13 protein-coding genes are annotated in these 14,709 nt (G+C 71.6%); 5 read left to right on the plus strand and 8 right to left on the minus strand.

All coding sequences use genetic code 11. From position 1 onward, the window contains the following. The first annotated feature begins 30 nt into the window (after window positions 1–30). On the plus strand, window positions 31–1,341 hold the full coding sequence (locus tag C8K30_RS19785; protein WP_108494614.1) for an APC family permease: 1,311 nt from the start codon (window positions 31–33) through the stop codon (window positions 1,339–1,341). On the opposite strand, the gene C8K30_RS19790 is transcribed toward C8K30_RS19785, so the two are convergent. Continuing rightward, entirely contained in the window at window positions 1,286–2,716 is a 1,431-nt protein-coding gene (locus C8K30_RS19790) for a PLP-dependent aminotransferase family protein (RefSeq protein WP_233257291.1), read from the minus strand. The genes C8K30_RS19785 and C8K30_RS19790 overlap by 56 nt on opposite strands. A gap of 57 nt (window positions 2,717–2,773) precedes the next feature. Between C8K30_RS19790 and C8K30_RS19795 the strand changes: the two genes are divergently transcribed. Further along, window positions 2,774–3,406 carry a metallophosphoesterase gene (locus C8K30_RS19795; RefSeq protein WP_108494616.1) on the plus strand — a complete coding sequence of 211 codons (633 nt, stop codon included), beginning with the start codon at window positions 2,774–2,776 and terminating at the stop codon, window positions 3,404–3,406. 123 nt (window positions 3,407–3,529) lie between these two features. On the opposite strand, the gene C8K30_RS19800 is transcribed toward C8K30_RS19795, so the two are convergent. Further along, window positions 3,530–3,760 carry an excisionase family DNA-binding protein gene (locus tag C8K30_RS19800; RefSeq protein ID WP_108494617.1) on the minus strand — a complete coding sequence of 77 codons (231 nt, stop codon included), beginning with the start codon at window positions 3,758–3,760 and terminating at the stop codon, window positions 3,530–3,532. Window positions 3,761–4,011: 251 nt separating this feature from the next. Between C8K30_RS19800 and C8K30_RS19805 the strand changes: the two genes are divergently transcribed. Next, entirely contained in the window at window positions 4,012–4,782 is a 771-nt protein-coding gene (locus C8K30_RS19805) for a bifunctional 2-polyprenyl-6-hydroxyphenol methylase/3-demethylubiquinol 3-O-methyltransferase UbiG (protein ID WP_108494618.1), read from the plus strand. Window positions 4,783–4,795: 13 nt separating this feature from the next. On the opposite strand, the gene C8K30_RS19810 is transcribed toward C8K30_RS19805, so the two are convergent. Further along, window positions 4,796–5,542 (minus strand): metallophosphoesterase, encoded by a 747-nt coding sequence (locus C8K30_RS19810; protein WP_108494619.1) that lies wholly within the window; start codon window positions 5,540–5,542, stop codon window positions 4,796–4,798. Window positions 5,543–5,774: 232 nt separating this feature from the next. On the opposite strand from C8K30_RS19810, the gene C8K30_RS19815 reads away from it, so the two are divergent. Then, complete coding sequence (locus C8K30_RS19815) at window positions 5,775–6,530, plus strand: bifunctional 2-polyprenyl-6-hydroxyphenol methylase/3-demethylubiquinol 3-O-methyltransferase UbiG (RefSeq protein WP_158281067.1); 756 nt, start codon at window positions 5,775–5,777, stop codon at window positions 6,528–6,530. On the opposite strand, the gene C8K30_RS19820 is transcribed toward C8K30_RS19815, so the two are convergent. From C8K30_RS19820 to C8K30_RS19835, 4 genes are all read right to left on the minus strand, one after another. Further along, window positions 6,490–7,353, minus strand: a complete 864-nt coding sequence (locus tag C8K30_RS19820; protein ID WP_108494620.1) for a hypothetical protein — start codon at window positions 7,351–7,353, stop codon at window positions 6,490–6,492. The genes C8K30_RS19815 and C8K30_RS19820 overlap by 41 nt on opposite strands. A 103-nt stretch (window positions 7,354–7,456) precedes the next feature. Continuing rightward, window positions 7,457–8,338: a hypothetical protein gene (locus tag C8K30_RS19825; RefSeq protein ID WP_233257292.1), complete on the minus strand. Its 882-nt coding sequence runs from the start codon at window positions 8,336–8,338 to the stop codon at window positions 7,457–7,459. Between the two features lie 126 nt (window positions 8,339–8,464). Continuing rightward, entirely contained in the window at window positions 8,465–10,993 is a 2,529-nt protein-coding gene (locus C8K30_RS19830; protein ID WP_146197535.1) for a tetratricopeptide repeat protein, read from the minus strand. Between the two features lie 61 nt (window positions 10,994–11,054). Beyond that, window positions 11,055–13,259 (minus strand): DEAD/DEAH box helicase, encoded by a 2,205-nt coding sequence (locus C8K30_RS19835; protein WP_108494623.1) that lies wholly within the window; start codon window positions 13,257–13,259, stop codon window positions 11,055–11,057. Window positions 13,260–13,355: 96 nt separating this feature from the next. Here C8K30_RS19835 and C8K30_RS19840 point away from each other — a divergent pair, with 96 nt between their 5' ends. Beyond that, window positions 13,356–14,024 carry an MSMEG_1061 family FMN-dependent PPOX-type flavoprotein gene (locus C8K30_RS19840; RefSeq protein ID WP_199230585.1) on the plus strand — a complete coding sequence of 223 codons (669 nt, stop codon included), beginning with the start codon at window positions 13,356–13,358 and terminating at the stop codon, window positions 14,022–14,024. 4 nt (window positions 14,025–14,028) lie between these two features. Here the strand turns inward: C8K30_RS19840 and C8K30_RS19845 are convergent, their stop codons facing one another. Then, window positions 14,029–14,694, minus strand: coding sequence for a GNAT family N-acetyltransferase (locus C8K30_RS19845; protein WP_108494624.1), 666 nt, complete (start codon window positions 14,692–14,694; stop codon window positions 14,029–14,031). Window positions 14,695–14,709: the final 15 nt, after the last annotated feature.

Raw genomic sequence — 14,709 nt, forward strand, 5'->3', positions numbered from 1 at the left:
CCGGTCCACCCGGCGCCTAGTGTCAGAGCCATGCAGAACGGACTCAGCGTCCCCCAGGGCGCAGCGCTCACCCTCGGCGCCATGCTCGGCACCGGCGTCATCTCGCTCCCGGCCCTCGCGGCGGGCGTGGCGGGTCCCGCCTCGCTCGTGGCATGGGCGGGCCTCGTGCTCCTGTCCGTGCCGCTCGCCACGACGTTCGCCGCCCTCGGCGCCCGCCACCCCGACGGCGGCGGCGTCGCCACCTACGCGCGCCTCGCCTTCGGCGAGCGGGCGTCCACCATGGTGGGCTGGGCGTTCTACGCGACCATCGGGGTGGGCGCCCCCGCCGCGGCGGGCTTCGCGGGCGCCTACGTCGCCGACGCGACCGGGGGCGGAACCGGCACGGCCCTGATCACCACCGTCACCATCATCACGGTGTGCGCCGTCATGAACTGGTTCGACCTGCGCGTCTCCGGCACCGCGCAGCTCGTCATCGCCGGGGCGGTGGCGCTCCTGCTGGCCGTCGCCGTGGTGGTGGCGCTCCCGCACGCGCAGCCCGGTAACCTCACGCCGTTCGCCCCGCACGGCTGGGGCGCGGTGGGTTCGGCCGCGGCTCTGCTGGTCTGGGCCTTCGCAGGGTGGGAGATCCTGGGCTCGCTGTCGGCGGAGTACCGCCGTCCGGCCTGGGACATCCCCCGGGCCACGGCGATCGCCGTGACCGTGGTCGGCGTGCTGTACCTGGGCGTCGCGTTCGCCACGGTAGCGGTGCTCGGCCCGACGCCGGGACCGGCGCCCCTCTCGGACCTGCTCGTGCTCGGGTTCGGTGAGCACGCCCGGCCGGTCACCACAGTGGTGGCCGTGCTGCTGACCGTCGGCGCCATCAACGTCTACTTCGCGGGCGGCAGCCGGATGGGCGCCGCCCTCGCCCGGGACGGCGCGCTCCCGGGATGGCTGGCGGCCGCGCCGGGCCGCACGCCTCGCCGCTCCCTGGCCCTCATCACGACGGTCGCCCTCGGCACGACGGCGACGCTCGCCGTCCTGCACCTGTCCACCGACGCGATACTCCTCATGGCCACCGCCACGTTCTCCCTGCTCTACGTGGTGGGCACGGCCGCGGCGCTGCGCCTCCTGCCCCGCTGGGGCGTGTCCTGGTGGTGCGCGGCGGTGTCGCTCGTGGCCGCGCTCGGCCTGCTCGCGATGACCGGGGCGCACATGACCGGCCCGGTGGTCGCAGCGCTGGGTGGGCTCGCCTGGACGGCCTGGCGGCGACGTCGGGCACGCGCGGCGGCGGCCGGCACCGCGGACGTCACGGTGCCAGCAGCCGCCCCAGCACCCGAATGCCTGGCCGGATCGAGCTCGTGACCGCGCCACCGATCCCGAGCACCATCCCGTCCCGGTGGGGACCCACCGCGAAGGCGGCGAGGGAGTCCAGGGCGACCGACCGGCGTCGGGCGCGGGCGACGACTGCCGCCGAACCCACCGGGGCGTCGGCGGGCAGGTAGGCCGCCACGTGCAGGCCGGCCGCCGACGGGACGGGCTCGACCGGCAGGTCGGCCAGCGCGTCCAGCAGGATCTCGTACCGCTCCGTGTAGTGCGCGGATGCCTTCCGGACGTGCCGGGCGAGCAGGCCGTCGTCGATGAACCGTGCGAGCGCGGCCTGCACGTGCACGGCTCCGTGGCCGTCGGTGAGCTGGCGCGCGGCGAGCAGCGCGTCACGCAACGACGGCGGCGCCACCAGGTAGCCGACGCGCAGGCCGGGCAGCAGCGACTTCGAGAAGGTCCCGACGTAGACCACGCGGCCGTCCCGGTCGAGGGCCTGCAAGGACTCCAGCGGGCGGCGGGCACGGCGGAACTCGCTGTCGTAGTCGTCCTCGATCACCGCCGCGCCGTGCCGCGCGGCGTGCGCCAGGAGGGCCCGGCGCCGGGCGAGCGACAGCGGCATCCCGAGCGGGAACTGGTGCGACGGGGTGGTGTAGATCAGGCGGGCGCGCGCCGGGACCTGGTCCACGACCAGCCCCTCCGCATCGACCTGCACCGGCACCACTCGGGCCCCGTGCAGCGCGAAGAGCTCTCGCGCCTCGGGATACCCCGGATCCTCCATCGCGACGGTGTCCCCCGGTTCGAGCAGCACGCGCGCCACCAGGTCGAGGGCCTGCTGCGCGCCGGTGGTGGCGATGACGTCGTCGGGCCCGGCGTGGACCCCGCGGGAGCCGGCCACGTAGCGGGCCACTGCCTCGCGGAACCGGGGCAGGCCCGCGGGGCCGCCGTAGGAGCCCGCAGCGGGGCCGCCGGCGCGGGACTCGGCGGCCAGCAGCCGCCGCCAGGTCTCGAAGGGAAAGAGGCTCGCGTCGGGGATGCCCACGCGGAAGTCGTGCGCCGGGACCGGCGCGTCACCGCTGGCGGGACGCACCGACCAGCGCCAGCCGGCCCGCGGGCGCAGGGCGCCCGGGCTACGGTGCCGCACGAGAGGCGTGTCGCTCGCCGCCGCGGTGGCGAACGTCCCCGCGCCGGTCCGCGTCTCCAGGAAGCCCTCGGCGACGAGCCGTTCGTACGCCGTCGCGACGCTCGCGCGTGAGACGCCGAGATCGCCGGCGAGGTCGCGCGTCGAGGGGAGCCGCTCCCCGGCCGGCACCCGGCCCGTGGTGAGGGCCGCGTGCAGGGCGCGGTAGATCGCGTCGGTGCGGCCGGTGCGGTTGCTGAGATCGACGGCGAGTTCCACCCGCCGATCATGGCTCATCCCGCCGCCGTATTCCGGTTCCCTCGGCCACGCCGGGACGGTTGAATACGTTCCGAGATGACTACGTACTACACGTCCGACCTGCACTTCGGACACCTGAACATCATCCGGTTCTGCGACCGCCCGTTCTCGGGCGTCTCCGCGATGAACGCCCGCCTCGTGGAACTCTGGAACGAGACGGTCACCGACGACGACACCGTGTGGGTGCTGGGCGACGTCGCCCTCGGTTCCCTCGACGAGTCCCTCGCCTGCGTCGGACGGCTCGCTGGGCGCAAGATCCTCGTGCCGGGGAACCATGACCGCTGCTGGGAGGGCGACCGCGCTCTTCGCAAGGGCGATCCGGAGGCGCGCGAGCGGCGTCGGGCGAAGGAGCGGCAGCGCTACCTCGACGCAGGCTTTGCCGAGATCGACGACCGGCCCGAGCCGGTCGCGGTAGGCGGCCGGAGCGTCACGCTGTCCCACTTTCCGTACGCGGGCGACTCGCACGGCGAGGACCGGTTCGTCGAGTACCGGCCAGTGGACCGAGGCGACTGGGTGGTGCACGGCCACGTCCACAACACCTGGCGGCAGCGCGGCCGGCAGATCAACGTCGGCATCGACGCGTGGGGCGGGCGGCCCGTGCCGGCCGAGGCCATCGCCGGTCTGATGGCCGACGGGCCGCAGGATCTGGAGCCACTGGCCTGGGCATGACAAGAGCGCACGTTCGCAGGTGATGAACGTGCGCTCAGGCGTCAGGGTGCGTGGCGTCGCAGGTTCGCGATGCGCACGCACTGCGTCAGCGGAAACGCCACAGCGCCTCCCGCCGCGCGGGGGTCATGCGGATACGAGGGCCTCCGCGTCGCGGTGCTCGCGGTCCGACTTGTAGGACTCGATCTCCGCGGCGCTGAACATGAGGTCCGTGCCGACCATGTGGTAGTCGATCTCTCCGGCCTCGAGAAGGTCGATGACGTGCAGCTTCGAGACTCCCAGCAGCCGCGCGGCTTCGAGCGTGGTGAGGTCCTGGTGCGGACTGATGTCTTCTGCTTCCAATGTGATTTCGTTCACACAGCCAGTCTTGCGCGCCGGGGCGGCCGGAGTCCAGTCGAATCGCTGCGAGTATCACCATCTGGCACTGATTCTTTTCTTCGCGAGACCGAGGGTCGCGGAAATTGCTCTCGCACGGGCACCGAACAAGTGAAAGCAGTGGCAGTGAAGTTGTGACACGATAAGCGCCATTCGGCCGATCCTGACTGCGATTCGGCGGTTTTCCTGTCAACTGGCGGATCGAAACGATCCATCGCGCGCGAGGGGGATGGATGGCCGCGCCGTCCGTAGTGCCCGCACTGATTCCGACCGTCGGCAGCACCTCGCCCGATCTCCAGTCCATTCTTGATATCAATCGCGCGGCGTACGACATGCTCGCGGGAACATACAAGGGCACAGCCGAGGCCCGTCAAGAGAATGCCAAGAAATGGCTTACCCAGCGGCTGCCGGAGATCACCGCCTCAGGACATCCGACGGCACTGGACGTCGGGTGTGCGGACGGCACCCACTCCCGCGTACTGTCCGCGCTCGGATACACGGTCACCGGCATCGACTTCTCGGCGCGGATGATCTCGGCGGCCCGTGAGCTCATGGACGACCCGACCCTGCCGAACAAGCCGTCCCTGCTGCACGGCGAGTTCCTGGCCGGCCGGTACGTCGACGAGGACGGGACGGACGCCCCGCTCGACGGAGCACGCTTCGACCTGGTGCTCGCCACGGCCTTCGTCCACCTCTTCCCTCCCGAGGCCGACGACGACGCAGTGCGCAAGGTGCTCAGCCATGTCGCCCCCGGCGGCACCGCCCTGCTCTCGACGACGGCCGCGCTGTCGAACCGGCAGGGCCTCGAGATGAAGGCGGGTGCGGGCGGGCAGGTAGCCCGCCGCTGGCGGAACCACTACACGCTCGAGTACTTCGTGTGGCTCGTCCGCGAGGCCGCCCGGGACGTGTACGGCACCAAGGTCCCGGTACAGCCCTGGGTCGTCGTCGATCCGGACGCCGAAGGAAAGCTCTGGGTCGACGTCGTCGTGACCCGGCCGGCCTGATCACGTCCCCTGATCACAGCCCCCGGAACCCGCGGTACACGGCCGTCCGCAGCTCGATCGCGTAGGGCTCCAGCGCAGGCATACCGAGCCTCGCGGCCGCTTCGATCTCCGCCTCGATGTCGTACGGCACCCGGATGAAGTGCAGGCCGAACGGCGCCTGGCCGGGCTCGTCCAGGACGCCCTCGAGGATCGCGTAGCTGGGCACCGGCTCGTCCAGCGGGTTGCCTACACTCCCGACGTTGAACAAGGTCCGGCCGCGGCTGACCTCGACGAAGGCGTCATGGATGTCGCCGTAGCCCACCATCGTCGGCGGAGCCCCACCGCCCGTCATCGCCGTGTTGACGAACATGCCCTCGAACTCTTCGCTCGTGTGGCGGGCGTGCACGCGCACGTGCGGGCTGGTCGCGGAGGCGTGGAACAGCCTGATGTGCCGCCCGCTGATCAGCAGGTCGTGGCTCAGCGGCAGCGCGAGCAGCCAGTCCCGCTGGTCCTCGCGCAGCTCGTCGCGCCACCAGATCATCTCCGGGGAGGACTCGTCGCTCCACACCGGCAGGTGGTCGTCCCAGTTTCCCCGGATGTTGACGTCGCACGCCTTGTCGCACCGGTCGACGACCTCACTCCCCCGCGGCCCCTTCCCGACAAAGTCGCCAAGGTTGATGATCCGGTCGATCCCCCGTGACTCGATGTCGTCGAGCACTGCATCGAGCGCGGTGAGGTTGCCATGGACATCACTGATCAGGGCAATCCGATCTAAAGACACGCTCTGGATAGTGCCACATCCTGATCCTCGCTGGCCTGCATCGCCTCAGCCAAGCACTCGCCCGACCGAGCAGACGTGCACTTCTTCGCCGAGGATCCAACCGAGCTGGCGTGTGCATATTCAAGGAAGATCTGCCAAGATCCGTGTGTCCACACCAGGCCACAAGCCCGGCGGCCGCGCCATGCCCAGTGGACATTCCCCGATATCTGCATCCCGATGCCCTAGGAGCCGCATGTCGGCCGTCACGACGAGCGCACCCACCGCGCTCCGGCCAGGACTCGCCTCCGTGCTCGACGCGAACCTGGCCGCGTATCAAACGCTTGCCGACGACTACCGGGAGACGTCACCTCAGCGCCTACGACATGCGGCACGCTGGTTGCAGGACCCCGAACAGGGCAGGCCGTTGAAGCCCGTCGCGGCAGGACATGCGCTCGACATCGGTTGCGCTGACGGCTCCCATGCCTTCTTGCTGGCAGAGCGCGGGTACAACGTGACGGCAGTCGACTTTTCCTCCCGCATGATCGAGCTCGCACGTTCCAGGGACACACAAGCCTTGCAGGGCCCCGGGCCGACGTTCCTGGAAGGTGAGTTCCTTACCGGAAAATTCTTCGACGCCGCCGGCGAGGTGGCACCACCGCTTGACCGAAAGTTCGAGCTGGTCGTGGCCAATGCCTTCATCCACCTCTTTCCGAAGCCTGCGGACGAAGACGTCGTGCGGCGAGCGTTGGAACTTGTCGCCCCGGGAGGCCTTGCCCTCTTCTCGACCACGATCGAGGACATCCGCGACGAGAACTTCTTTGCCAAGACCCGAATGAACGGGACTGCCGTGGAACGATGGCGCGGCCATTACCCGAAGGATGACTTCCTCAGCCTCGTTCGGGATGCCGCCGGGGACGGGTTCGTGATCACCGACCTGCTCACCGCAGACCTGCGGGGCAAACCCTGGCTCACGGTGTTTGCTCGGCATCGCGCGAACGATCCGGATTAGTCGCAGTGAAGTTGTAGCCGCTCAGATCGGAGATCGAGTCGATGATCTGCGACACGACCGACCGGTCTCGCGCGTCGTCCTGGTAGTACTCGACGCCGAACCGAATGCGCCGCGGCAAGCGGCCGGTGACGTGGAACTCGATCAGGCCGTTCACCTCCGGCGTCCCCGGCTCTGCGATCGCCGCGCCGAACGGAGAGATCGCCCGATAGGTGTGCACCCGCACACGTTCCTCGTGACACTCGGCGTTGACCTCCCGCGCCATGGTCACGATGTCCCGATGCGACTTCTCGACCTGTCCCAGCATCTGCGGGTTGTCGTAGTAGCGCGCCAGCGCGCCTGCCATGCCCCGGGTCCTCCGCAGCCACCGGGGATCGACCATCACGATGTGGATCTCCAGCCCACTCAGGGCCGCCGTTCGAATCAGGTCCACTTCGCGCGAGACCTGCGTCATGCCCACGCCGTGGATGATCAGCCTCTCGCGGGCTCCGAGCAGGGTTTCCGAGAACTCAGCCCCCCGGACGCGTTCCTTGCCCGCTGACACGACACCGCGCAGCTCTCGCCGCCTTGCCTCCGCCTCCTTCACCGCACGGGCGGCAGCCGCCTCGGCGTCCGAGGCCTGCCGAAGTCGCTGGACGAGGACGGCAACGGCCACCAGGACGAGGGTCGCCGACGTGCACACGACCACCGCACTTGCGACCCACGCCGGGACGACGTCGGGCGCGAACGTCAGCAGCAGGTTGGCGGAGATGCCGAGGACGATCACCAGCAGTCCGCCGCCCGCCCACGGTCGTCCCGCTTCGCCCGGCCTCTGGCCGGAGACCACCCAACGCCCGCGTCCTGGTCTCATCGCCCCGCCTCCACCAGCTCCGAGTCCACCCCCAGGGCGACCAGTTCCAGACCACCCCACAACCCGCCGTCGGGCCGTGTCATTGCCCAGCCCCGGGCGGCACGTCGTCGCCACCCAGCACGACCCCCTCGTCGCCGGCGCCCAGGGCCGGCGGCCTTCGCTCGGCGGGCACCGGGTGCCCCACGGCCAGCGCGAGCGAGTGCAGCACGTGGTGCAGGATCGGCGGGTTCAGGTCGTCGTCGCCGTCGTACTGCTTCAGGCCGATGCCGAGGCGCTCGATGGACTTCCGGTAGAGGTGGAACTCCACGTAGCCGGATGCCTCAGGCGTCCCAGGATCCCGGATCGAGCCGCTGTACTGGACGGTGGTCCGGTAGGTGTGGATGTTCAGCTGCCCTCGCCCGGCCTCGTTGATCTCGCGGGCGAGCCCCTCCAGCCGGACGTGCGCCTGCAGCACCTGGCCGATGAACGCCTCGTCCCGGTCGTAGTACCCGTCGATGGTCGAGGCGATCGCGGGATGGTCAACGAGCCACTCGGGGTCGACCTTGATGACGTCGACGTCCACGCCGCGGTTGACCATCGCCCAGATCAGGTTGGGGTCGCGCGCCACGCTCGTCATGCCGAACCCGAACACGACGACCTGGTGCCGCGCCGCCCTCCAGATATCGAGCGACGCGTTCCGGTGCTCGCGGTCCGCGCTCACCCATTCGATGCCCCGGTACTGGCGCAGCTCGTTCAGCAGGCGCGCCCGTTCCAGCTCGGCGTCTCGCTCGACCCGCTGGCGAGCCGCGATGGTCTGCTCGAACAGGTACACGACGGCGATGACGACGGTCGCGACGGCGGTGCACCAGACGATCGGGATCGTCACCCGATGCGGCATCACGTCGGGAATGAAGGTAAGTGCGAGGTTGGACATCGCACCTAGTGCGACGACCAGGAGACTTCCCCGAGCCCAGTTCTGCATGTGGACCACCCCCCAGGATTCGCGCACAACGACCTGGTTCCAGTGATTCGATGCTAAGGCAACAAATTGGTCAAGTCCATATATTAACGAAACATCAGTTTCGCATAGGGAGCATCTGAGCTGCCCTCAGGCCCTTCGCGCCCCGGCAAGCTCCTCCGCCTCGGCCCGCGCCCGCCCCGCCTCGTCGAACCGCTCCTGGTCGTGCAGGGCGAGCGCCAGCGTCCGCAGCGCCTCCGCCAGCCGCGGCCCATACTTCGCAGCGTTCTCGGTGACGAGCTCCCGCAGGAGGGCGACGGCCTCGCTCGCGGGCTCGACGGCCTCGTCGCCGAGCTTGAGGACGGCGAAGATCGAGCTCAGGTTGGTCAGCGACTGCGCCAGCCGGGGGCGGTAGCGGTGCGGGTCGGACTCGACCAGCTCGCGCCAGGTCCTGGTCGCCTCCCGCTCCACGTTGAGCGCCTCCTGCGACAGGTCCAGCCGGGAGTGGGTGACGCCGAGGCCGGACAGCGCCTCGGCGAGCTCGGGCACGTATCGCCCTGGGTTCTCGGCGGCGAGCCGTCGCTGCACCTCGACGGCCTCCTGCTGCAGCTCGAGGCCCTCGTCCCGTCTGCCCAGGTCGGAGAGCTGGGTGCCCAGCGCCCGGAGCGAGTACGCGAGGTCCGGCAGGTACCAGCCCGGATTCTCCTGGGCGGTCCGGCGCCGGATCCCGACGGCATCCTCTATGTGCCGCAGTGCCTCCTCGTTCCTGCCCTGGTCGGACAGCACGCTGCCCATGGCCTGGAGCGAGTCGCCGAGGTCGGACAGGTGCTCGTCCGGGTCGGCCGCGGCCAGCCGCCGCCGGATCTCCAGGGACTCCGCGGCCGGCTCCAGCGCCTCCTCGCCCCGGTCGAGCTCCAGCAGCCGCCGGGCCACGTTCATCAGCGACAGGGCAAGATGCGAGGTGAACCGCCCCGGGTTACCGCCGGCGAGCTCCCGCCACAGCCCGACCGCCTCGCGGCTCGGCGCGAGCGCGGCCAGCGGCTGCCCCAGCTCGGCGAACGTCACGGCCAGGTTCGACACCGCCATGGTCAGGTCAAGCGTGACCACGCCCGGGTGGTCCGCGGCGACGATACGCAGCAGGGCCACGGCCTCCTCCTCGCAGCGCAGCGCCTCCTCCGGCCGGCCCTGGTCCGAGTAGGTCGCGCCCATGTTCGCGAGCAAGGCCGCCAGCCGCGGCCGGAACCGGTGCGGGTCCGACTCGGCCAGCTCGCGGAACAGGGCTACCGCCTCCCGCTCGTACGGCTCGGCGTCGGTGGCGCGACCCACCTCGCCGAGCGCGATCCCGACGTCGCGCAGCGTCTCGGCGCGGCGCGCGGTGTCGTCGCGCGGTGTGGCGGCGAGCGTGCGCAGCGTGACCTCGGCGCGCAGCTCGCCGAGCGCGAGCGAGGGACGCGGCAGGACGCCCGCGACGGACCGCAGCACGTCGTGGTCCTCCGGGAGCACCGCGACTGCGGCACCGAGCTGGTCGAGCGCGGCGCCCAGATCCTCGGACCGCCCGTCGAGCCGCTCCACCACGATCCCGGCCGTGCGCAGGGCCGCCCGCCGGGCCGACGGCGCGGCCGCCCCCGCGAGGCACGCCCTGAGGAGCTCGGGGATGTCCGTGAGCTCTGCCAGCAGGTGCGGGTCCACCAGCCGCCCGGGCAGCGCCCGGTGCGGGTCCAGGTCGAGCAGCCATCGTCCGACGCCGGCCTCCGCGCCCGGTCGCACGCCCGGCACGACGGCGGCGACGCGACGCACGAGGTTCTCCGCCGCGTCCGGCGTCCGCACCCCGGTGAGCGTCGCCGCGGCGACCAGCCCGTCCATGGCCTCGGGCGCGAAGCCCGCCTCGCCGAGCAGGCCGGCCTCCTCGGCGGAGCGGAACCAGGTCCAGCGCTCGTGCTCGAGCAGCTCGTCGAGGGCGTCGGACACGTCGACGGGCAGCACGCCCTGCCGCTGGCGTGCCTGCGCGCGCATGACGGCGCAGAGCGCCGCCGCCTGCAGGTCGAGCATCCGGGCCCCGCCCGGGACCGACGCGACCGAGACCTGCGGTGCGGTCAGGCCGAGCGCGTCCGCGTACGGCTCCACGAGCGCGGACACGAGCCGCGCGTCCACCTGCCCGGGGAGCACCGCTGCCGCGAGATCCTCGCCGGCACGCGCCGGCTCGAGCAGCGCCCGGACGCCCAGGTCCGTCGCCGTGAGCCGGTTGAACCACGGGCCCACGCCGGGTGCGACGAGCAGGACTCGGAGCGCGCCGTTCCGGCCCCGCGCGGCAGCACGCAGGAGCTCCGCGAGCCCAGGGCCGCGCAGCTCGGCATCGTCCACGACCAGCAGTGCGGGGGCGCCGTCGGGGACGGCGGCCAGCGCGCGCGGCTCCGCGCCGTCGGGCACGTTCAGGCAGGTCCACCCGGCATGTGCCATGTGGTTGGCGGCCTCGCGGGCGAGCCGGGTCTTGCCCACGCCGCGCGGGCCACTGACCAGCCGGACCGCGACGGGCTCGGGCCCGGTGCACCACTCGGCGAGCGACGCCTGCTCGGCGGCCCGTCCGACGAACGGCACGACGCGCCGTTCCGGAGCGAGCAGGCGCCCGGGCGACATCGTGAGCACAGGCGTCGTGCGGGGGCGTGACGACAACGTGGACACGATGTCAGTGAACCCCAATCCCGCCCGTACCGGTTATCACACCCCAACAGGCCGCCGAGGCTCATCTCATGGTGCGGCTCAGCCGTTCCTGCTCCTCGGCGAGGATCGTGCGCGAGAGCGAGGTCTCGGACGGCGCTGCGACGTCGACGGCCGACGGGGAGGCGTCGGTGATCTCGGACTGCCGGGCGAACTCCTCGAACAGTGCCGCCTTGGACCCGAGGATCTCCATCATCCGCTGGTCCACGGACTGCTCGACCAGGAGCCGGTGCACCTGGACGGTGCGGGTCTGACCCATCCGGTGCGCCCGCGCGACGGCTTGCGCCTCGATCGTGGGCTTGACCTGGGGCTCGCAGAAGACGACGACGCTCGCGGCCTGCACGTTGAGCCCTACTCCCCCGGCGGTGATCTGGCTGACCAGCACCGACGGCCCGCCGGACTCGGACAGGGCGTCCACCATGGCCTGCCGCTCGGGCACGGGCACCGACCCGGTCAGGGGCCCGACGGCGAGATCGCCGAGCAGGTCCATCACCTGCTCCAGGACCGACAGGAAGTAGGAGAAGACGATGACCCGGCGGCCGCCGTCGACCGCCTCGGTGACGAGCTCGCGCAGGCGGACCAGCTTGGCCGACTCGTCGGGCGCGGACACTGCGAACGCGGCCCGGCGCATCGCCATGAAGTTCCCGGCGAGCACGGCGTCGCGGTAGGCGGCGCCGTCGACCGGGCCGAACTGCTCCCACTCCTCGACCTGCACCATCTCGGGCAGCTCGGTGAGCACGTCCTCCTGGTTGCGGCGCAGGTAGGCGGGCGCGACGATCCGGCGAAAGGCCCTGGCCCCGGACAGGTCCGCGTTCGGGTCGAGCTGACCCGCCACCTCGGGCTGCAGATAACCCACCATGTTCTTGAACTCGGCGACCTTGTTCTCCATCGGTGTGCCGGACAGGAACAGGACGCGGTCGGACCGGTCGGCCCAGCGCCGCACCTCGCGGCCGCGGAGGGTCTCGGGGTTCTTCACGTAGTGCGCCTCGTCCACGACCATGAGCGCGGGCCGCAGGTCGTACGGCAGGTCGAGCCTTCCGAGCACCTCGAACGTCGTGATGGCGACGCCGCCGGTCTCCAGCCAGCCCGCCGCCGCCTGCTCCCGGTCGTTGCCGTGCATCACCACGGCCGTCAGGTCGGAGTGCTGCTCCACCTCACGCTTCCAGTTCGTGACTACGCTCGCCGGGCACACCACCAGCACGTGTGTGCTGCCCGTCGCCACGAGGTGCGCGGCCACCGCTATGGACTGCATGGTCTTGCCCAGGCCCATCTCGTCGCCGAGGATCGTGCGCCGCTGCACCAGCGCGTACTTCGCGCCGAACTGCTGGTACCCGCGCAGGTTCGCGCGCAGCAGGGTCCGGTCCAGCGGCTGCGCCTCTACCCGCCGCACGACGTCGGCGGGCAGGCCGCCCTCGGCGGCCTCGTGGTCGTCGCCCAGGTCCACGACCTGCGACAACAGTCCGTAGTACTCGGCGGACCGCGCCTCGAAGTCCGCCCACACCTCGCCGCCCTCCGGCGGCTGCCCGACGGCGGCACGCACCGCGCGCGCATCGTCCGTCAGCCGCGCGGAGCTCACCTGGTCCGCGAGCGCCGAGACGGCCCGGAACGCAGCGGTCCTGCGGTCGGCGGGGGCGACCAGACGCCGCCAGACGCTGGTGGCGGCCCGCGCGGGCTCGAGGTGCCCGGGCACGACGTCGGACACGCGGCGCGCCTCGTCGAGGTGCCGGTGCCGGGCGTCGGTGGCGAGCCCGAACGCGTACAGGGACTGGACGAGCACGGTGGCGTACGGGTCGTCGGGGTCGACGTCGATGCGGAACCGCAGCTCGGCGTCGACCTCGTCGGCGAGCTCGCGGGCGGCGGACGTGGCGAGCTTCGCGGTGCCGGCGCCGATGCCCGCTTCGACGAGCCGGTCGGTGCCCGCGACGAGCACCTGGGTGACGTGCTTGAACCCGGCCTTCTCCAGGACGGCGACGCGCAGCTTCTTGCGCCGCTCCTCCAGGGCCGTGACGCCGACGGTGCGCAGGTCGGCGTGGACACGTACCTCGCGGGTGGCGGTGTAGGCGTCGCGGACCCGCTCACGCAGGCCGACGTCGGCCGTGGTGAGGAGGCGGGCGTCGTCGAGCAGCGCCTGGGCCTGCTCCACGACGCGGCGCGCCGCGCGGGCCTTCCACGGCCGGGGCGAGCCGGCGGGGGCGTCTGCTGGGCTGGGGAGGGTGGTCTGCTCGGTCATGGCGCTGCGAGCGTACCCGGATGGTCTGACATGCCCCATTCGCGGGCTACGCGCCGGCACTGGTCGCGGGCGGCGCGCCCGGCCTATGTTGAGCCCATGACCAATCAGCCGAGCAACCAGCTGACCAGCCCGCCGAGCAGGTTCGGCGGGACTCCCGTCACCAGCGTCGAGGAGCTCCGCGAGATCATCCCGCCGCCCCTCGGCCCGGCAGCGGGCAAGGTACGCACCGCGCTGCACGACCTCGACCGGCAGTGGCTCGCGGCGTCGCCGCTGTGCCTGGTCGCGACGTCGGACGTCGCCGGCAACGTCGACGTCTCCCCCAAGGGCGACCCGGCGGGCTCGCTGGTCCGCGTGCTCGACGAGCACACCATCGCGATCCCGGAGCGACCCGGCAACCGCCGCACCGACGGGTTCCTCAACGTGCTGGCCAACCCACACGTGGGGCTCATCTTCGTGATCCCCGGGCGCGGGGACACGCTGCGGATCAACGGCTCGGCTCGCCTCGTGCGCGACGCGCCGTACCTCGCGGAGCTTCAGGTGCGCCGCAACCTCCCGGTGCTCGCGCTGGAGGTCGACATCGACGAGGTCTTCCACCACTGCTCGAAGGCGTTCCTGCGCTCCAAGACGTGGGACCCGGACACGTGGGGCCAGGAGCCGGTGCCCCGCCGCGCCGTCATCGCCCACACCCTGGAGCGGCAGGACCAGACGCTCGAGGAGGTCGAGGCGCACTACGGACCGAAGTACGCCGAGACCATCTACGGCTGACGAGCTACGGCTCGGGATCCATCTTCAGCAGCGCTCGGACCGGGGCCACACCCGTCAAGCTGACGTCGAGGCGGTGCGCCTCCGGCCGCGCCGCCCACGCGTCGCGCGGCATGCGGTACCGGTTCTCGGCGGCGGCCTCGCCCTGCCGCTCCTGCAGGACGACGCCGTTCGGCGCGTAGCCCAGCGACCGCGTCACCCCGTTGGACTCGGGGTTGTCGTCGAACGCCTCGGTCGTCGCGTCGGCGGCGTCGAACCCGTCGAAGAGCAGGTGCAGGGCCATCAGCCGCATGCGTTTGCCGATGCCCTCGCCGTGGTGCGCCAGGGCGAGCCAGGAGCCGGTCCCCGCCGAGCGAGTCACTGGAAAGTTCTTGGCGCCGACGCTCTGGACGCCGACCGGTTCGCCGTCGCGGAACACCGCGAGCTCCAGCGCCCAGGACTCCGGCGACACATTGCCGCGCGACGACCAGTGGTACTGCAGGAGACCGCGGCGCACCTCGTCCGGCTCACCGACGTTCCACGGGACGAGGAACGGACGCCGCTCGGGCGGATGGATGCCGGCCACGGCGACGTCGGCCAGACGGGCGAGTTCTGCGTCGTCGGGAAGGCGCAGCTCGAGGTCGCCGCAGGCGACCCGGAGCCCGAACGGCGGGAACATGTCGGCAAGATCCATCGTCAGACCGTTCCA

It is taken from the genome of Promicromonospora sp. AC04, from assembly GCF_003058225.1.
In the GTDB taxonomy this organism is placed as follows: Bacteria; Actinomycetota; Actinomycetes; order Actinomycetales; family Cellulomonadaceae; genus Promicromonospora.